Source organism: Lacticaseibacillus parahuelsenbergensis (assembly GCF_030770265.1).
In the GTDB taxonomy this organism is placed as follows: domain Bacteria; phylum Bacillota; class Bacilli; order Lactobacillales; family Lactobacillaceae; genus Lacticaseibacillus; species Lacticaseibacillus casei.
Window position 1 is genome coordinate 1,304,854 of the sequence record NZ_CP132482.1, and the last position, 19,042, is coordinate 1,323,895.

Annotated in this window: 17 protein-coding genes and 2 pseudogenes; 13 read left to right on the forward strand and 6 right to left on the reverse strand. The window is 47.4% G+C overall.

Going from position 1 to position 19,042, the window contains the following annotated elements; genetic code table 11:
- Window positions 1-30: 30 nt before the first annotated feature.
- The 3 genes and pseudogenes from LACPH_RS14285 to holA all read left to right on the forward strand — a co-directional run.
- Window positions 31-222, forward strand: a pseudogene (locus LACPH_RS14285) (ComEA family DNA-binding protein); the annotation flags it as partial.
- Entirely contained in the window at window positions 219-2,423 is a 2,205-nt protein-coding gene (locus LACPH_RS06155; RefSeq protein WP_274784804.1) for a ComEC/Rec2 family competence protein, read from the forward strand. The pseudogene LACPH_RS14285 and the gene LACPH_RS06155, both read left to right, overlap by 4 nt.
- Window positions 2,410-3,471, forward strand: a complete 1,062-nt coding sequence (gene holA, locus LACPH_RS06160; protein ID WP_274784805.1) for a DNA polymerase III subunit delta — start codon at window positions 2,410-2,412, stop codon at window positions 3,469-3,471. Before LACPH_RS06155 ends, holA begins: the two co-directional genes overlap by 14 nt.
- A 146-nt stretch (window positions 3,472-3,617) precedes the next feature.
- On the opposite strand, the gene rpsT is transcribed toward holA, so the two are convergent.
- The gene (rpsT, locus tag LACPH_RS06165; protein WP_010488569.1) at window positions 3,618-3,872 is read right to left on the reverse strand and encodes a 30S ribosomal protein S20; all 255 of its coding nucleotides are present in this window, start codon (window positions 3,870-3,872) and stop codon (window positions 3,618-3,620) included.
- Window positions 3,873-4,119: 247 nt separating this feature from the next.
- On the opposite strand from rpsT, the gene rpsO reads away from it, so the two are divergent.
- From rpsO to tuf, 5 genes are all read left to right on the forward strand, one after another.
- Window positions 4,120-4,389: a 30S ribosomal protein S15 gene (gene rpsO / locus LACPH_RS06170; RefSeq protein ID WP_005685642.1), complete on the forward strand. Its 270-nt coding sequence runs from the start codon at window positions 4,120-4,122 to the stop codon at window positions 4,387-4,389.
- A 445-nt stretch (window positions 4,390-4,834) separates the two neighbouring features.
- Complete coding sequence (locus tag LACPH_RS06175) at window positions 4,835-5,524, forward strand: hypothetical protein (RefSeq protein WP_274784806.1); 690 nt, start codon at window positions 4,835-4,837, stop codon at window positions 5,522-5,524.
- 311 nt (window positions 5,525-5,835) lie between these two features.
- A complete protein-coding gene (locus tag LACPH_RS06180; protein WP_047106075.1) occupies window positions 5,836-7,518 on the forward strand; it encodes a ribonuclease J in 1,683 nt (560 codons plus the stop codon).
- Between the two features lie 83 nt (window positions 7,519-7,601).
- Window positions 7,602-8,507: a tetratricopeptide repeat protein gene (locus LACPH_RS06185; protein WP_274784807.1), complete on the forward strand. Its 906-nt coding sequence runs from the start codon at window positions 7,602-7,604 to the stop codon at window positions 8,505-8,507.
- Between the two features lie 217 nt (window positions 8,508-8,724).
- Window positions 8,725-9,915, forward strand: coding sequence for an elongation factor Tu (gene tuf / locus LACPH_RS06190; protein WP_010488554.1), 1,191 nt, complete (start codon window positions 8,725-8,727; stop codon window positions 9,913-9,915).
- Between the two features lie 409 nt (window positions 9,916-10,324).
- On the opposite strand, the gene LACPH_RS06195 is transcribed toward tuf, so the two are convergent.
- The 4 genes and pseudogenes from LACPH_RS06195 to LACPH_RS06210 all read right to left on the reverse strand — a co-directional run bounded on the left by LACPH_RS06195 (window position 10,325) and on the right by LACPH_RS06210 (window position 12,831).
- Window positions 10,325-11,191: a DUF3737 family protein gene (locus LACPH_RS06195; RefSeq protein ID WP_274784808.1), complete on the reverse strand. Its 867-nt coding sequence runs from the start codon at window positions 11,189-11,191 to the stop codon at window positions 10,325-10,327.
- Window positions 11,192-11,280: 89 nt separating this feature from the next.
- A pseudogene (locus tag LACPH_RS06200) lies at window positions 11,281-12,005 on the reverse strand (SIR2 family NAD-dependent protein deacylase).
- 5 nt (window positions 12,006-12,010) lie between these two features.
- Entirely contained in the window at window positions 12,011-12,385 is a 375-nt protein-coding gene (locus tag LACPH_RS06205; protein WP_025012906.1) for a carboxymuconolactone decarboxylase family protein, read from the reverse strand.
- A gap of 71 nt (window positions 12,386-12,456) precedes the next feature.
- Window positions 12,457-12,831: a MerR family transcriptional regulator gene (locus LACPH_RS06210; protein WP_087912089.1), complete on the reverse strand. Its 375-nt coding sequence runs from the start codon at window positions 12,829-12,831 to the stop codon at window positions 12,457-12,459.
- Between the two features lie 149 nt (window positions 12,832-12,980).
- Here LACPH_RS06210 and LACPH_RS06215 point away from each other — a divergent pair, with 149 nt between their 5' ends.
- The 5 genes from LACPH_RS06215 (at window position 12,981) to LACPH_RS06235 (ending at window position 18,745) form a co-directional block, all read left to right on the forward strand.
- Window positions 12,981-14,717, forward strand: a complete 1,737-nt coding sequence (locus LACPH_RS06215) for an ABC transporter ATP-binding protein (RefSeq protein WP_274784809.1) — start codon at window positions 12,981-12,983, stop codon at window positions 14,715-14,717.
- 186 nt (window positions 14,718-14,903) lie between these two features.
- Entirely contained in the window at window positions 14,904-16,244 is a 1,341-nt protein-coding gene (gene tig / locus LACPH_RS06220) for a trigger factor (protein WP_274784810.1), read from the forward strand.
- A gap of 161 nt (window positions 16,245-16,405) precedes the next feature.
- The gene (gene clpX / locus LACPH_RS06225; protein WP_010488530.1) at window positions 16,406-17,656 is read left to right on the forward strand and encodes an ATP-dependent Clp protease ATP-binding subunit ClpX; all 1,251 of its coding nucleotides are present in this window, start codon (window positions 16,406-16,408) and stop codon (window positions 17,654-17,656) included.
- A gap of 199 nt (window positions 17,657-17,855) precedes the next feature.
- On the forward strand, window positions 17,856-18,458 hold the full coding sequence (yihA, locus tag LACPH_RS06230; RefSeq protein WP_274784811.1) for a ribosome biogenesis GTP-binding protein YihA/YsxC: 603 nt from the start codon (window positions 17,856-17,858) through the stop codon (window positions 18,456-18,458).
- Window positions 18,455-18,745, forward strand: a complete 291-nt coding sequence (locus LACPH_RS06235) for a nucleoside triphosphate pyrophosphohydrolase family protein (RefSeq protein WP_010488525.1) — start codon at window positions 18,455-18,457, stop codon at window positions 18,743-18,745. Before yihA ends, LACPH_RS06235 begins: the two co-directional genes overlap by 4 nt.
- 116 nt (window positions 18,746-18,861) lie before the next feature.
- Here the strand turns inward: LACPH_RS06235 and LACPH_RS06240 are convergent, their stop codons facing one another.
- Window positions 18,862-19,023: an SPJ_0845 family protein gene (locus LACPH_RS06240; protein ID WP_049169759.1), complete on the reverse strand. Its 162-nt coding sequence runs from the start codon at window positions 19,021-19,023 to the stop codon at window positions 18,862-18,864.
- Between the last annotated feature and the right edge of the window lie 19 nt (window positions 19,024-19,042).

Below are 19,042 nucleotides of genomic sequence, written 5' to 3' on the forward strand. Positions count from 1 at the left end.
AAGACTCAAGCCGCTGGTGGCGGCGGTGCTGTTGATCTCAATAAAGCAGATGCGACCCAGCTGCAAACGATTAGCGGGATCGGACCGAAAAAAGCCGCTGATATTATTAATTATCGGGATAGTCATGGCGGTTTCAAAGAGATTGCCGAGCTCAAGGAAGTGCCGGGAATCGGCGATAAAACGTTTGAAACTTTGGCTCCGCAGTTTACGCTGGGGCCATGAGCGGCCGGCTTATTTTGGTGACAGTTGCTTTACTTGCCGGTATCATGGGCGGAATCGGGTTTTGGTGGGTGACGGGGTTATTGGTCATTTGGCTGATTATTAAAACGGATCGAACGATTTCTATTTGTGTTGGTTTGTTTTTCGTGATTGGGTTGGGACGCGGCGTTATGGATGTCCTTCAGTGGCGCCATCCGCCCCAGCCACATGGCAGTATCGCTATTCCGGCTTCGGCTATTAAACTTAAAGAGGGGTATGTTAGTTTTATCGGTCGGGCGGCTAACGGCGTCAGTGTCAGCGGTCGTGGTACGGTCTCCCGGGCGGTCGCCAGCAAATTGGCAACGAATGATCAGCCCGTGCGGCTAGAGGGTGCTTACGAAGTGACACGCCTAGCTCCGGCGCGCAATCAATATGAATTTGATTATGCAACTTACGCGTGGCAGAGTCGGCAACTTGCTTATGAATTAGTTAAACCAACCTTAGATTTTTCGTTCCAGCAAAAACAGCAACTACAGGATGTCATTGATGGGTGGCGCGTTAAGATCTTTGCATATTTTGCCCAATTACCGCCTAAGGTACGCCAATATGCCAAGGGATTGTTATTGGGACAAATGGATGATGATTTTATGACCCAGCGGCAGGCGTTTGTCGATTTAGGTGTTTTCCACCTTTTTTCCATATCCGGATTACATCTGTTTGCATTAGTCGCGGCGCTATACTGGTTCGCTGCCCGGCTTCGGATACCTCAAGGCGTTGTTGATTTGGCGCTGATGGGCTTGTTGCCGCTTTTATTGCTCTTGTTGCCATTGGGGGCAGGCTTGTGGCGTGCTGTCTGGATGCGACTAGCCGGGATCGTTAATCGCTATCTTCAGTTAGGCTTTACCGGTCTAGATTTATTTGGCATGGTGCTGATGGTGAATTTAATCTGGCAGCCGCGAATTTTAATGACGATGGGTGGGCAGCTGACTTATTTAATGACCGGTTTACTCATTAGTTTGCCGACCATGCGTAAATGGCAACTGAATTGGCGGTTGGTTCTGGCCGGCATGCCGGTTATTGCCTGGCATACGTTTAGCTTTAATGTGCTGACAGTGATTTTTAATTGGTTATTGATGCCAATTTTTGAATTGGCGATTATGCCCGGTTTGGTTGTGGCTTTGGCATTGCCACATTCGGGGGTGACACGCCTTTTCAATGATGCCCTCCAGCTGTTGGAAACCGTGTTGATCGGACTGAGCCGACTGCCGGGACAAATGATCATCGGTGCTTTTCCTAGTTGGTTAGCTGTTGCCGGTGTGCTTGTGATGGCCATTGTTATTACTCGGCTGAAGTGGCCACTCGCCATTAGCTGGTTTTTGGTTGTGCTGGCGTGGTGCTGGTATCAACCGAATTATCGGGTCGTGATGTTTGATGTGGGGCAAGGGGACGCTATTTTAATCGAAGCGCCTTTTCGCCGTGGCGTGATGTTGATTGATACTGGCGGACGAATCTTTGGTCAAACCAGTCATCCACCTGTCAGCCGGGCCATTGTTCCTTACCTGCATGCGCGCGGATATGCGCGTTTAAATACATTGGTCGTGACCCATCCGCATATGGATCATCTGGGGGATGCCCCGTTACTGGCGCAACTCATGCCGATCAGTCGCCTAATTACGACGCCAACCGCGCAGAGCCATCCCATGATTCGTAAGGTTCGACAGCGGGTGGGAACGATGCAGGTTGTTACGGCTGATCAGCAGCTTCAGGTGGGCCCGTTACAATTTCAGGTGCTCTGGCCGACGGTAGATGCGCGCCCCAATCCGCAAGATAAGAACGCCGATTCGATTGTGCTCTATGGTAAAATAGGCAAAAGTAACTGGTTGTTTACCGGTGATGCTGATCAGACGATTGAAAGGTCACAAGTTTTACCGCGCCAACTTAAGGCCGATTTTTTGAAAGCAGGGCATCATGGTTCAAAAACTTCCAGCGATCCCGCGGTTGTTGCAAGTTTAGAATTAAAGGCAGCGTTAATTTCTGCTGGAGTTGCCAATCGTTATGGTCACCCGCATCGGGAGACACTTGAAACGTTTGCCAAGGCCGGTGTGCCAGCGGTAAGCACGCATGAGCAAGGCATGATATGGGTCGAATCAAGTCCCTATCGTCAAGAAGACGAGTTATTCAGTTGGTTAAAAATAAAGGAGTCCAAGTCACATGCAGGTCCGTGATTTTATCAAACATCTAAAAAATGGTGATCGCCCGCCACTGACGCTCATTCTTGGCGAAGAACAGGCACTGCGCGAACAGGCCCGACAAGCAATTGCCAACATGATTCCCGAAGATCAAAAGGCAATGAATTTTGGCCGTTACGATATGCATCAGACACCTGTTGGCGTGGCTTTAGACGACGCTACTTCGATGCCGTTTTTCGGGGACTATCGAGAAGTAGTGATTGACGCGCCTTACTTTTTAACCGGCGAGAAGAGTACGGATAAAATTGATCATGACCTTGCCGGATTACAGACCTATTTTGAAAATCCTGTCCCGTCAACCATGATGGTATTGGTGGCACCTTACAAAAAGTTGGATGAACGTAAGCGACTGACGAAAGCACTGAAAAAGTCGGCATTGATCGTTGATGCGGCGCCACTTGATGAACACGCTGCCCGCATGGCACTGGCGCAAATTTTCAAGCAACATAAAGTTAGCATTGAAGCTCCGGCACTGGACACACTTGTGCAGCGCACGAATGGCCAATATTCCATCATGATGGGAGAAGTGCGCAAACTTTTGACCTACGCCAGCGATGGTAGCCCGCTAACTGTTGCGGCGGTCTCGGCACTCGTACCCAAGCAACTCAATGACCGAGTCTTTGATTTGGTCACGGATGTGTTACGCAAACATGCAGCGGATGCTTTGGCATTGTATCGGGATCTGCTTGCCCAGCGAGAAGAGCCGATTCGGTTGAATGCCTTGATGCTTGGCCAATTTCGTTTATTACTGCAAGTTAAGCTGTTGGCTCAAAAAGGGTATGGCCAAGGGAATATTGCCACAACGCTTAAGGCCCATCCTTATCGCGTTAAGTTGGCACTGCGACAAGTTGATCGATTGCCTTACCAACAGCTAGCGCAAGCATATAGTGGTTTGGTTGATACCGAAACGGCTATGAAAACCGGGACAATTGATAAGGAATTGGCGTTTGAACTTTTTATGCTTAAATATACGGGACAGTCAACGGCTGGTCATCGTGGTAATCAGCGTCAATCAGTACGTTAACCGGGCGATGAGTGGTCGCTAAATACCGCGGCTTGTTTGTTAGGGTAATGGTCGTCATCAGTTGGTCAAATACTTGGACATCAAAAAACAGCTACCACGTGTCGCAAAACACGCGGTAGCTGTTTTAAATTGGCTTAACGCCTTGATTACTTGTTGAGTAGGGCTGAAAGACGGCTCTTATCGCGGCCGGCCTTGTTCTTTTTGATAAGGCCCTTGCTGTTTGCCATGTCAATGGCACGAGTTGCTGCCTTGTAAAGATCCTGACTGTTGTCAGCATTTTGTTCGGTTGCACTCTTGAACTTCTTAACAGCAGTACGCATTGCGTTCAACTGAGCGATGTTGCGTTCGCGAGCGGCTTCTTGTGTCTTAACACGCTTGATTGCAGATTTGATTTGTGGCATGAGATGTTCACCTCCAACAGTGGATTATGATAAAACTGCATAAGTTTCAACAGACGCTATTATACAGAAGCCAAGCGGCCAATGCAATAAAAACTTGTAAAGGAAAATTGCTTGATAGCTAAAATGACTTGCAATCGCCGGTCAACTCCGGTAAAGTTAGACAGTACTTTGAACCTGATACTTAGTTTGGCGATCCACCGACGCTTTACTCAGTTTCAGGCAATATTCAGAAAGGTGGTACACAACATTGGCAATTGACCAAACTCAAAAGAACGAAATCATTAAGCAATATGCACGACATGATGGTGATACTGGTTCACCAGAGGTTCAGATCGCGGTTTTGACAGCAGAAATTCTGGCATTAAACGATCACTTGTCCGTTCACAAGAAAGATCATCACAGCTACGTTGGTCTGATGAAGAAAATCGGCCATCGTCGTAACTTGCTGGCTTACCTGCGTAACAAAGATATCATCCGCTACCGTGACTTAATCAAGTCATTAGGCCTGCGTCGTTAAGCTATTCACCAAAGGTCGCCTGTTGAGGCGGCCTTTTTTGATGTGAGCGTGAACCAGCCCGGTTAGAAACCGGAGCATAAGCGGCCTCGAACCTTAATGGCTGGGCTTTGCCATTAAGGTTCGAGGCCCTTATGTGCAGGTTTCTGGGCTGGTGAACGCGTTATGGTAGTAGCAAGGGAAAGCGCGGTCTTGGTCATTTAGCCTTGAGGTCCTTACACGTAGCTTTCTGCGACTGCGAACGCGTTATAGAAATCAGAAGAAGGGTATCGTATCAGGCATTGAATAGAACACTTTTCCCCGATGGCAGTTTTTGGCCATTGCGACCAAGATCCTCACACGCAGGCTCCTGCACCCATACGCGCCTGATATCATCTTGGATATTCCTAGGTCAAAATGCTATAACCAACGTAACAGCTAGACAAACTACCTAAGGGGATGGGCGAATATGTATGAGGAGTACCGTCAGCGCTACCAAAATCAACTATTACGGGTCACCGTTTTGGGGGTCACTCCAAACAGTGCTTGGGTACTTGCGGCCATAAGCGGCCAATGGGCATTTGTTGCCGTGACTCGAGATGAGCCGGATCAAGTTATCACGTCCCAAATTGATCCGGCGATTGTGCAATTAATCCGGCTGATCGCTAAACGCTTGCTCGGATTTGACGTGAACACGTCTATACTACCAGACTCGCTTAAAGCAATGGTAACGTCGTTTTCATCTGATGATGTCAACCGGCCACGCAAGACTTTCCCGTTGACTTTAATTCGCCAACCTGCTGGCACATCTCTGGACTTTTGGTCCTTGGGCGAAGCGGCGTTTTTAACGGTGCCTGATCAAAAATTACAACCAGCTGACTTGCGCACTTGGTTAGTTAATCTGCTGCCGCATGCTCATGGTGTCGGGTTTGGCCCAGTGACTGATCGCGCGGCGCTAGCGGTAATGGCGCTTGATCATGGGCGACAATTTGCTGCTGGCAGTTCGCCCGAAGTTGCCGTGGTTTTAGCGGATGGCCGCGAAGTCGCCGCGTACCATTTGGATGCCGCACAAACTAGCGATGCCGGTTATCAGGCTGCACTTGAAGCGGCCAAGCAAAATCAGGCAACTGTCCGCAGGTTCTTTGCCGACGAAGTGTGAATGGATGGCAGTACAAGCAACTAAAAACGACCATTGAAAAAAGAACGCTAGTAGTCACGTTACCTGCCTGTTCGAATAAATCCGTCTTATGCAGCTCGCTGACTTGCTACCAGCTCATCAAACGTTGCTAGGCCGGCAGTTCGGGGAGGCTTTTTGCATTCAAACATCATAGGATCAGGTGCCGGCAATGTCGGTTCTATAGGTTTTCACCGCTTCGTGTGTTACACTGGTAGCAGAATTTATTCGGCGGAAGCATGTTGCAACGCACGGTTGTCAACGATGCTTCCATAATTTAACCACGAGGTGAAACCATGACGAAGATCAATCTGGTCGCTCTTGGTGGGGTACGTGAAAACGGAAAAAACATGTACGCCGTCGAAGTTGACGACCAAATTTTTGTATGCGATTTTGGATTGAAATATCCTGATAATGAGTTACTGGGAATTGATGTTGTCATTCCCGATTTTAGCTACCTAACCGAAAATGCTGACCGTATTGCCGGTATTTTCCTGAGTCACGGGCATGCAGATGCTGTTGGGGCGCTGCCGTATTTTCTGGTAGATCATCCGGTTCCGGTTTTTGGATCGGAATTGACGATTGCCATGGCCAAAGTCTTTATGCAGCATGACAGTCAGGCCAAGAAATTTAAGGATTTTCATGTCATTGACGAAAAGTCCGTGATCGATTTTGGCGATGTGTCTGTGTCGTTCTTTAAGACTACGCATAGTATTCCGGGTTCATTGGGGATTGATATTGAAACCAGTGAAGGTCAGATTGTCTACACTGGGGACTTTAAGTTTGACCCTAGTGCTACGCCGATGTATCAAACGGACTGGTCGCGGCTGGCACAGATCGGCAATAAGAAGGTCCTGGCGTTGTTGTCAGACTCAGCCAATGCGGAATCGCCTTATCCGAATGCCAATGAGCATGAAATATACGACCATATCAAAGAAACATTTGAATATCAGGATGGCCGGATTATTGTGGCAGGGGTTGCCAGCAACATTCAGCGGATTCAGCAAGTCATTAATGCCGCCGCATCACTCGGTCGCCGGGTCGTCTTGACCGGCCGTGATGTCGAAAAGGTGGTTAAGACGGCCATTCGCTTAGGCTATATCAAGCTGCCTAATGACGATATTTTGGCTAAAACCAAGGAATTGAAGGCATTGGCGCCAGAAAAAACCGTCATTCTCGAAACCGGCCGGATGGGCGAACCAATGAAGTCGCTGCAACGAATGGCAACATCACGCCATCGCCTCATCCACATTCATGACGGCGATCTCGTCTTCATCACGACAACCATTGCCCATGCGATGGAAACCATGGCAGCGCGGACAAAAGATATGATTTATCGCGCTGGTGGGGACGTTAAGGTTTTGGGCGATGATATTCATTCCTCCGGCCATGCCTATAAGAATGATCTTCAATTGATGATCGACCTGCTGAAGCCGGAATATCTGATACCGGTTCAAGGTGAGTATCGGCTGTTGGCGGCGCATGCGGAAATCGCGCACGAAGCCGGAATCCCGCTAGCAAATATCTTTATTGTCGGCATGGGCGACATTTTACGCTATGAAAAAGGCCAGATGAATGCTTCCGGTCATGTCAATGCCGGTAACACCATGATCGATGGCATTGGCGTTGGGGACATCGGTAATATCGTCCTGCGCGATCGTAAAATGCTTGCCGAAGATGGCATCTTTATTGCCGTCGTCACGATTGACCGCAAGAAAAAGCGGGTTGTTTCCACGCCTAAAGTAACCAGTCGTGGATTCGTTTATCTGAAAACCAGCCGTGACTTACTTGCGGAAAGCGGCACTTTGGTCACAGAAACGGTTCAAAAGAATCTCGATAACAAGGAGTTTGATTGGACCCATCTTAAACAGGATGTTCGCGATAAGCTCAGCCGCTTCTTGTTTGAGCAAACCAAGCGCCGTCCCGTGATTTTGCCGGTGATCATGGAAGTTAACCAAAATAGTGCCAAGCGCCAATAGCTAAGTAAAAAAATTCGGAACCGTATCCGGATTTTTTTGTTTAGCCTAGAGATAAGTGATTATCGGCAAGATAGGAGGATCGTATGGCAAAGATGGTATCATTACCGGATAACGAAAATCGCCACTTTGTTATTGGTGAGAAAGCTCTGCAAAAAGGCAACTTTGCCTCGGCAGCCGCACATCTTGAAAAGGCCTATGAGGTGGAACAGAATTTTGCCATTGCCCGGCCATTAGCGGCCAGTCTGAACGGGCTTAAGCAATATCATGAAAGTCTCAATGTGATCCTGGCGCATTACAAAACGTTTTTAGAAACCGATGCAGACACCCAACTGGCACTGGATGCCTGGCTGGGTACATTGAGTTTCGTTATGGCGCGGACGATGTTGCGTGAGCTGGAGCCGGAGCGGCGGCAGCATTTTCTGAAACAAATCGAAAAGGCTGAAGCAGTGGTCTTAAAGCAGCGAGGCGAACAAATTGCAGACTTGGTGAGAAAACTAAGCCATTTGGGCGGCTTTTCACGGCAAGAACAACAAGATCTGTTCAGCCAGATCGGACTTCTGCCAAAAGCACAGCTGATTGAAGCCGCGGTACCTGATCTGACGGATCTGTCAGTGCCGGTTGCCATGCGTGTCTCATTGTTAGATTTGCTGACAAATGTCGGGTATGATCAGCCGGTGCAGTATCAAGCTTACGATCGGCAGGAGACACTGATCCCCAGTGAACTACCGGGAATGGCGGAGGAAACGGCGGGACCACAGATTCTGGCACGGCTTCAGGAGGCGCTGGGCGATGACGATCAGGAGTTAGGCAAGGCGTTGATCCAGATGGCACGAGTGCAAGTCGCATTTTTGTATCCGGATATTGAACGGTTAATTCCGGATCAAGCGGCGTTTGTGCAGGCGTATCTTGATCATCATCAGGGAAAAGCAACTGGTTTTGACAAACTTTTCGCATGGCAGGCAGCCGAAACGGCGAAATTGTCCGAATAGGCGAAATGACACGTTTTCACTGTAAATGAAAGAAACTTGACGCTATCTGTTTACAAAGTGAAAATGACCATGTATACTCATTGCTGGAATTCATTTCCAGCGTAGATATTTGTTTTGGTATTTACGCTCAAATGTAGTACACTTAAACGTAAAGGATTATCAGGGTACACAAACGTATCCTGTATTCTTACGAAAAATACAGGAGGTTCGTTTTTTCATGGCTGAAAAAGAACACTATGAACGCACAAAGCCCCACGTAAACATTGGTACGATCGGGCACGTTGACCACGGTAAAACAACATTGACCGCGGCTATTACCAAAGTATTGGCGGAGAAAGGCCTTGCCAAAGCGCAGGACTATGCTTCGATTGATGCTGCACCAGAAGAAAAAGAACGTGGCATCACCATCAACACCGCCCACGTTGAATATGAAACGGAAAAGCGCCACTATGCACATATCGATGCACCAGGGCATGCTGACTACGTTAAGAACATGATCACCGGTGCTGCGCAGATGGACGGTGCGATTCTGGTCGTTGCCGCAACTGATGGCCCAATGCCACAAACACGTGAACACATTCTGTTGGCACGTCAGGTTGGTGTTGATTACATCGTTGTATTCCTGAACAAGACTGACTTGGTTGATGATCCAGAATTGATCGACTTGGTTGAAATGGAAGTTCGGGAACTCCTCAGCGAATACGATTATCCTGGTGATGATATTCCTGTCCTCCGTGGTTCTGCCTTGAAAGCACTTGAAGGCGATAAGGAACAGGAAAAGGTTATCATGGAATTGATGGATACCATCGACGAATATATTCCAACCCCAGTTCGTGAAACCGACAAGCCATTCTTGATGCCTGTCGAAGATGTCTTCACCATCACTGGTCGTGGTACTGTTGCTTCTGGCCGTATCGATCGTGGTACCGTTAAGGTCGGCGACGAAGTTGAAATCATCGGCTTGAAGCCAGATGTTCTCAAGTCCACCGTTACGGGTCTTGAAATGTTCCGTAAGACCTTGGATCTTGGTGAAGCCGGCGATAACGTTGGTGTTCTGCTTCGTGGGATCAACCGTGACCAAGTTGAACGTGGTCAGGTTCTGGCAAAGCCAGGTTCCATCCAGTTGCACAACAAGTTCAAGGGTGAAGTTTATATCCTGACGAAAGAAGAAGGTGGCCGTCATACGCCATTCTTCTCCAACTATCGTCCACAGTTCTACTTCCACACCACCGATGTTACCGGTGTGATCGAATTGCCAGAAGGCGTTGAAATGGTTATGCCTGGCGATAACGTTACTTTCGAAGTTGACCTGATTGCTCCGGTTGCTATCGAAAAAGGTACCAAGTTCACCGTTCGTGAAGGCGGTCGTACTGTTGGCGCCGGCGTTGTTTCCGAAATTCTTGACTAATTTCTGAATAAACGTTTAAAGTCCGCAAGCTTGCTTGTGGGCTTTTTTGTTTGAGCGCGAGCCAGCCCGGTTAGAAACCGGAGTGTAAGCGGCCTTGGACGTGATGGCGTTTTTGGCCATTGCGCCCAAGGTCCTTACACGCAGGCTCCTGCGCCAGTGAGCGCGTTATAGAAAGCGCACGTAAGATACTTAATTGCCTCAAATAGAATAGCTCCTTTTAACGTATCTATGGACGTGACGCCCACAAACCTTCACACGCAAACTCTTACGCCAGCGAAAAAATACCTATTTCAAACAACCAAAAAAATCTCAAGCCGAGTAAGACTTGAGATTTTTTAGTACGATTGATTGGCTGCCACTGCTCATAGAGGACGACTTGCTCAAATCCCTGAAGTTAGTCAGATTACCCTTAAGCAGACTGCTTCGTTTCGCCAGGCTCCGCCAATGTGATCTGCGTTTTCTCAGGTTCGATTTTATCAGCTTCCAAAATGGTTTTACCGATAGATTGCGCTCGAATACTGCCGCTGCCTGGATTTTTGACACTGATAATATCTGAGCAAATATCCGCATCAATATTGGTGCTATATTCAAAAACCAGATCAGAATGGAGTAGCGCGCAGTTCTTCATGGTTAAATGATCGATATAACACAATCCCTGATTGCTCTCGATGGTGCAGTTGATGAGTGTCAGGTTCTTGGCATTCCAGCCGAGGTAATTGCCGTTGATGGTGGAGTCGTAAATGGTGACATTTTCAGAGTTCCAAAACGCATCTTTAGCCACAAGTGTGGAATGATGCATCTCGACGTTTTTGACACCATCAAAGGCGTAATCACCAATCAAATTGAGATGGTCGGCAACGATGTTCGAGCTGTTCATGCCGAAATAGTTGCCACTTGCCTGCACGTGGTCGAGGCTGATGTGATCGCAGTTCCACAAACTTTCACTTGCATCGGAAAAATGGACGTTTTTTAGACGGATGTCCTGACTCCGGCGAAAAGTTTTCGGAGCCTGGATCTCACTATCCGAAACCGCGATGTCAACCGTATACCAGATGCCTGATCGAGCCATGGTTTCAAAAATGGTGTTCGTCACTGCAATGTGCTGGCTGTACCACAGAGGATACTTGTACTGAAAGATTGATTGATTTAACTTGATATGCCGGCTTTCCTTCAGAGGGGACTCGCCTTTCCCAAAAGTTGTACCAACGATGGTGGCATGTTCCTGACCGAACAAGGGACGTTCACCATGAAAAAATTGATTGTTGTAATTCACCATGATAGGTTCGCTTCTTTCTTTGTGGTTCCAGAAAATGATTTGATGCATGCGGCATTTTTAAGACCGTTAACACAATGATCTGAGACTTTTCAAGCTACGATGCTACTGAGAATCTCAGCAGCTTTACCAGATAAATAAACAGTGTTTGGCTCTGCCAGGTTTTCCATAGAGACTCGGGATGCATTGATGACGATTTTGGGGCAACCCAACCGAAAACCTGAGGCGGATTGACGCGTGCCAATGATTAATAATAGGTCCGCTTGTGCTAGCATTTGCTGGCCGTGCCGAATTTCGTCTGGATAAGTTGCCAAGTGCCTTAGAACGAAATCCGGTAAAATCAGTCCGCCACAGTTAGGGCAAAGCGGGAGGGCAGCTGTCGGCGTTTTTTGCCAGTCACTGGGGCGATGGCAAATCGTGCAATGATTACGCCGGACATCACCCCAGTATTCCGCAATATTGTGGGTTCCGGCTTTTTGATGTAGATAGTCAACATTCATCGTCACAACACCGAGCAGCTTTTTTGCCTGTTCGAGTTGTACTAACGCTTTATGGGCATTATTGGGACGTGCCTGCGGTTGGCAAAATGTCTGCCGGTACATTTGGTAAAAAGCATGTGGTCGGCGATCGCCTCTTTCGGGTCAAGAAAACGAAAGACATTACCGGCAAATTTATGCGATCTTTTTAAGATTTGATCAATCCCATCCAAATCCGGGATTCCCGATTCAGTCGAGATACCGGCGCCCGTAAATGCAACGATTCGGTGATGTTGACGAATCAGCGCTGCTGCCTGTTGCAAACGTTGCTTTTGGCTCATGGCGCTCATCTGGTTTCAAAAACGCGCCGCGCAACGGTTAAGCCATTGAGTACCCGAGGGAAGCCGATATAGGGTATGCAATGAATCATGGTTTCGACGATTTCGGTTTTGGTCAAACCAACGTTAAGCGCGCCATTGAGATGGACTTGTAGTTGATCGGCAGTGTCACCTTGGATAAGCAGCGCGGTCAGGGTAATCATTTCCCGTTGCTTTAAATCCAACCCGGGACGATTGTAAATGTCGCTAAAAGCAAACTCCAAAATATACTTCCCAACATCAGGCGCAATATCTGCTAGCGAATGCATGACGTTGGCAGCCGCTGCACCATCAACTTGAGCAAGGGTTTCCTGACCATTTTCTAATCGTGTTTTTTCTGACATGTTCATAACCTCTTTCATTTAGGATGTCTTTACCCTAAATGCTGGAGTTAACTCCATGTCAATCATTTTTTTTAATTCTTTTCTAGCAATTTTGCTTTTAGCTGATGATACGTCGCAATTTTATTTTCCAAGAATGCAATATGGGCATCAATTTCCTGTCGTTGCGCCATTAAGCGGGCTTTTTGGGTGAATAGCAACTCCAGACGCTCGTCAATCGTGCTATTACCTTGATAACGTAAACGTGCATACGTTTTGATTTCCTTAATGGGCATGCCGGTAGCCTTTAACCGTTTGATGAAGGCAATCCAGCGTTGGTCGGCGTCTGTGTAGGTTCGGCGATTATTTTGATCGCGGTCGGGAACAATTAAGTGTTCTTTTTCGTAGTAGCGTAACGTATCAATTGACAGTGAAACCATTTTTGAAAATTTACCAATCGGGTAGCCCATCAGTGAAGCCTTCTTTCATAGATCATGTTGGGTTGTATGATGAGACTTTCCGTAAGATTAGTCAACACTTATATAAAAGCCTGAGCATTTTAATCGCTTAATTAAAATTATTGTTATATGATAAAGCTTCGGAAAAGGGGGGCATTCATTTGGCGAAATCAACAACTTGGCGAATGATCGCATTTTTCTGGCGCCAGCTGGCGGATATGAAACGTAAATTGTTACGTATCATTGTAGCGTTAGTTGGCGTAGCCGTGGCTTCGTACCTGGTTCCGCGAATAACGCAATATGTCATTGATCAGGTGATTCCCCAACGCGCTATGGGGACACTGCTTGGCGCGATTGCCTTGGCATTATTGCTGACGGCGGTGGCCGGCTTGCTAAGCGGGCTCAGCACTTATTGGATCGGGCAGGTCAGTTTACATGCGATTGCCCGCATGCGTGATGACTTGTTTCGGCACACGTTAGGCTTGGATATGCGGTATTTCGAGACGAGCCAGACCGGTGATCTGATGGTGGTGCTCACGAGCGACGTGAATACGTTGCAGCGGCTAATTTCGAGCAATACGCTGGGATTATTTGGCAGCCTGCTCAGTTTTGTCGTGGTGCTGGTTCTGATGATTGTTCAGGACTGGCAACTGACCGGACTGATTTTGTTGACCTTTCCGGTTTTATTTGTTTTGAACAATATTTTCGTGCGCAGCATTCGGGCAGCTTATCGCCAGGTGCGGGCAAGCTCCGGGATGATGAATAATCAAATTCAGCAGGCTTTAACCAGCATTGGATTGATTAAAAGTTTTACAACCGAGGAAATGACAGCAACCACGTTTCAACACGCCAATGCGCGCAACCGTGACTATCAGCTTAAAGCAACCAAACTCAGTGCAACCTTTTCGCCGTTAACCGACTTCGTTAACTATTTAGGAACGGCGATTATCTTGGGCTTTGGTGCTATTCAGGTCATGCATGGCCAGTTCACGGTCGGTTTGATCGTTGCTTATACCGCTTATCTTGGCATTTTACAGGCGCCGATTCGTCAGTTGACCGGACTCATTCAACAACTGCAACAGGCGACGGTGTCATTTGAGCGAATTGAGGCATTGCAGGCCGCTTCACCGCAAATCGTGTCGCCGCCAAACGCCGTGCGCTTACCGCGATTTCAGAAACAAATTCGGTTTGATCACGTTGACTTCAGTTACGATGAGGATGTGCCGGTGTTGCACGACATCAACTTTGCCATCAATAAAGAAGAAGTGGTAGCGCTAGTGGGTTCTTCCGGCGCAGGGAAAACGACGATTACGAATTTATTGGCGCGGTTTTATGATCCTACTGGCGGGCGAATTCTGATGGATGGCATCGATTTGCGCCAGGCGGATCTGATGAGTTTACGCCAACAGATTGCCATCGTTTCGCAAGATGTGATTCTGCTCGATGGCACTATTCAGGAGAATCTTGAATATGGGACGCCATCTGCCAGCGAAGCAGCGATTTGGCAGGCTGCCGAAGCGGCTAACATTGCCGATTTTATACGCAGTTTGCCTCAAGGTCTGGCGACTCAGGTAGGCGAGCGCGGAATTCGGTTATCTGGCGGCCAGAAGCAACGAATTGCAATTGCCCGGGTCTTTTTGAAAAATGCACCGATTGTCATCCTTGATGAGGCAACCGCAGCCTTGGACAATGAGTCGGAGCGTTTTGTACAAGCCAGCTTCGATCGATTAATGGCCGACCGGACGTCGTTGGTGATCGCGCACCGGCTTTCAACCGTGCGACACGCTGATAAAATTCTTGTGTTAGAGCACGGCCAAATTGTTGAAGCCGGGAATCATGAGCAGTTAATGGCGCAAAACGGTCGTTATAAAGAACTTTATGATTTGCAGTTCAATTAGTCAGGCAAAACCCTGACACTCAAATGTTCGCACCACCATTGAGATCCTCATGTACCAGTTTTAAATGTGAAAAAAGAACATCTAATGTAGCCTTTTTCCGGCACAACGTTTACATTCCCACCGGTTTCGGGTATCATACATTAAGTATGCAATGTGAATTGCGAGACTAATTGTCGGAGGTACAGCATGTCTGCAAAATGGGAAAAAAAGGGCACCAATGATGGTGAACTCACTTTTGAAATCGATTTACCAAAAATTCAACAAGGTTTAGACCAGGCGTTTCAACGTGTTCGCAAGAACCTGACCGTTCCTGGATTCCGAAAAGGCAAAGTAAGCCGCACGGTGTTCAAGCGGATGTACGGTGACGCAGCATTATACGAAGACGCGTTAAATATTTTGTTGCCGGATGCGTATGAAGCAGCGGTTAAGGAATCCGGGATCGATCCAGTCGACCAGCCGAAGATCGATGTTGAGTCGATGGACGAAGGCAAGCCTTGGGTTATCAAGGCAAATGTCACGGTTAAGCCTGAAGTTAAGCTTGGCGAATATAAAGGCGTTGAAGTGCCTAAGCAAGATGTTGAGGTATCTGACGACGATGTTAACGCTGAACTGGAAAAGCGTCGCGAACAACAAGCCGAACTGGTGGTCAAGGATGATAAAGCAGCCGAAAACGGTGACACCGTTGTCATTGACTATGTCGGCACCATCGATGGTAAAGAATTCGATGGCGGCTCGTCCAAGAACTATAGCCTGGAATTAGGATCCAACTCCTTTATTCCTGGCTTTGAAGAACAGCTTGTCGGCCACAAATCTGGCGATGAAGTCACAGTAAAAGTGACCTTCCCGGATGACTACAAAGCCACCGATCTTGCTGGCAAAGCCGCAGAATTCAAAACAACGATTCATGAAGTCAAGGTTAAGGAATTGCCGAAACTTGATGATGACTTTGCCAAGGACCTCGATGAGGATGTTGACACCCTTGATGAATTAAAGCAGAAGATCAAGAAGGAACTGACCGATCAGCGTAAGGAAGCTGCCAAGAATGCTGTGCAGGAAGCGGCAATCAAGAAGGCAACCGAGAATGCGACGATCGAAGAAGTGCCTAGTGCCATGATCGAACAAGAAGTGCATAACCAAATGGATCAATATCTTGGCAATATGCAACGCCAAGGGATCGACCCGAAGATGTACTATCAACTAACCGGTACGACCGAAGCTGATTTGCACAAGCAGTTTGAGGCCGACGCCGAAACCCGTGTTCGTACCAACTTGGTTCTTGAAGCGATTGTAAAAGCTGAAGATATTCAGCCAACCGAGGATCAGGTTAAGGAAGAGGTTAAGAATCTTGCCTCTGAATACAACATGGATGAAAAGGCTGTTCGTCAGGCTTTAAGCGAAGATATGCTGAAGCATGATATCGGTGTTAAAGAAGCCATTGATATCATTACGGATAACGCCAAAGAAGTTGAACCAGCCAAGGACGAAGAAGCTGACAAGGCTGATTCTGATAGTGAAACCGATAAATAGGTGTCAATGTCGCGTCAAAGAGACGATCCTTGATCGTCTCTTTTGTCGTCTTGAGGCACGCATCTAGCAAGCAGTTTTGTTGACAAAGCCTAACTGTGTCGTTGCTAGTCGGTACTTGACGGTTCTGGTAGAATAAAGGTAACAAGAAAGGGTTGAATCAGATGTTTGACAACGTTGAAACAACGGGTCCGGTTACTTGCTCTTTTTGCGGCAAGTCACAGGATCAAGTGAAGAAAATCGTTGCTGGCCCTGGGGTTTATATTTGTAATGAATGTATTGACCTCTGCAAAGAGATCATTGACGAAGAATTTAAAGAAGAAGCCTATCAAAATCTGCTAGAAGTACCGAAGCCAATTGAGATCATGAAGACCCTTAACGACTATGTTATTGGTCAAGATGCCGCCAAGAAGGCGCTTTCGGTTGCCGTTTATAACCACTACAAGCGGGTTAATCAGATGCAGACGGCAACGAAAGACGATACCGAGCTCCAAAAGAGCAACATTGCGCTGATCGGGCCAACCGGTTCAGGGAAGACGTTCCTGGCACAGACACTTGCCAAGATTCTCAACGTGCCGTTTGCCATTGCGGATGCGACAACGTTGACCGAAGCCGGTTATGTCGGTGAAGATGTCGAGAACATTTTGCTTAAATTGTTGCAAAATGCTGATTACGACGTTGAACGGGCAGAAAAAGGGATCGTCTACATTGACGAAATCGATAAGATCGCCAAAAAGGCCGAGAACGTTTCAATTACCCGGGATGTCTCAGGTGAAGGCGTTCAACAGGCACTTCTAAAGATTTTGGAAGGTACCATTGCCAATGTTCCGCCGCAGGGTGGCCGTAAGCATCCCCAGCAGGAATTCATTCAAATCGATACGACCAACATCCTCTTTATCGTTGGTGGTGCTTTTGACGGCATTGAAAGTATCGTGAAGAATCGAATCGGGGAGAAGACCATCGGCTTTGGCACGGACTCCAACAATCAGGTTGATCCGGATAAATCCTTGATGCAGCAGATTATTCCAGAAGACTTGATGCAGTTTGGGATTATTCCTGAATTCATTGGCCGTATCCCGATTCTGGCAGCTTTGGAGAAACTTAACGAGAATGACTTAGTTCGCATTTTGACGGAACCTAAGAATGCACTGGTTAAGCAGTATCAGAAGCTATTGAGTCTGGATGATACCGATCTGGAATTCACACCTAACGCGTTGAAGGCCATTGCTCATCAGGCAATTGTCCGTGACACCGGTGCGCGTGGATTGCGGTCGATCATGGAAGCCATTATGCAGGATACCATGTTTGATCTGCCAAGCCGCAGCGATGTGGATAAGGTGGTTGTTACCAAGGCAGCCGTTGAAGGCAAAGCTAAGCCACAATTGGTTTTAACCAAGGGCCGCGAAGCATCTTAATAATAGATAGGCATGAGGAAGCATCAGGTGCAACAGCCTGGTGCTTTTTTGCGTTTGTAGCGCATCACTTAGTGGCACGCCTGCTTATCTTTATCCTGCCGATCGGTGAGGCGAGTGCCTGCAAAGTATGCTAAACTATTGAAGGCAACAGCGTATTTGCGTCGATTAAAGTGATAACAAGAAAAGGAGGCCATTCAAGATGGACGTCCATGATGTCAAACTGACAATCAGTGCAGTGGCAGCTGCGCAATATCCTACAGATGGTCGTCCGGAGATTGCCTTTCTCGGACGGAGCAATGTTGGAAAGTCTTCACTCATTAATAAACTGATCAAGCGCAAAGCCATGGCGCGAACTTCTAGCGTGCCTGGGAAAACCCAGACGCTTAATTTTTATGACCTTGATAGTCGGCTTTTTTTTGTTGACGTTCCTGGCTATGGCTATGCTAAGGTCAGTAAAGCGGCACGGGCGAAGTTTGCTGCGATGATCGAGACGTACCTGACAACACGGCAGCCGCTGCATGGTGCCGTGTTGCTGGTGGATAGTCGGCATGATCCGACAGCCGACGACATCAGCATGTATCAATACTTAAAGTACTATCAAATTAAAACACTAGTTGTGGCAACCAAAATCGATAAAACGCCTAAAAGCAAACGGCTGCATGTGGTTAAGCAAATTACCAAACGCATGGACTTGAATCAAACAGATGTCGTGATTCCGTTTTCGGCCGTGACAGGTGAAGGTTATGATACCATTTGGTCGTGGTTGGAGCAGACAGCGGGTGTGGAGGGAAGTTTGAAATGAATTTTAATGAGTATCAACAAAAAGCCAATCGCACATTGGCTGGGAACGAACATGTTTTGACTAATTTGTCTTTAGGCTTGGCCAGTGAAAGCGGCGAAGCCATTGACTTGATTAAAAAGTATACTTTCCAAGGTCAGGATCTGGACAAAGAAGAGCTGAAACATGAATTAGGCGATGTGCTGTGGTACCTTTCACAGATTGCTTTATGGGCAGATATTGATTTTGATGATGTCGCGAACGACAATATTAAGACGTTGGCAAAGCGGTATCCGCAATCAAAGAAGTAATCTTCATTTAGAGTTTTCAATCAAGTGTGCATAAAAAAAGATTCAAGCGCCGAGGGTCAGCGCTTGAATCTTTTTTGTTGTTCACCATTTTTTACACAGCATACTGAATCACAAAGTTAATCCTTTGCTTTTTTCTCGTCGGTTTTATGGGCTTTTTTAGCCAGTTTCTCTTGATGTTTCGGATCCGGCCCGGTTGCCTGTTCCTTATCACCAGGTAAACTTGCAAATTTATCGAACATGTCGTTCAGGTTGGTTTGAGTGTTGATCTTAAGTGCCATGCACGCCACCCCTTTCCTT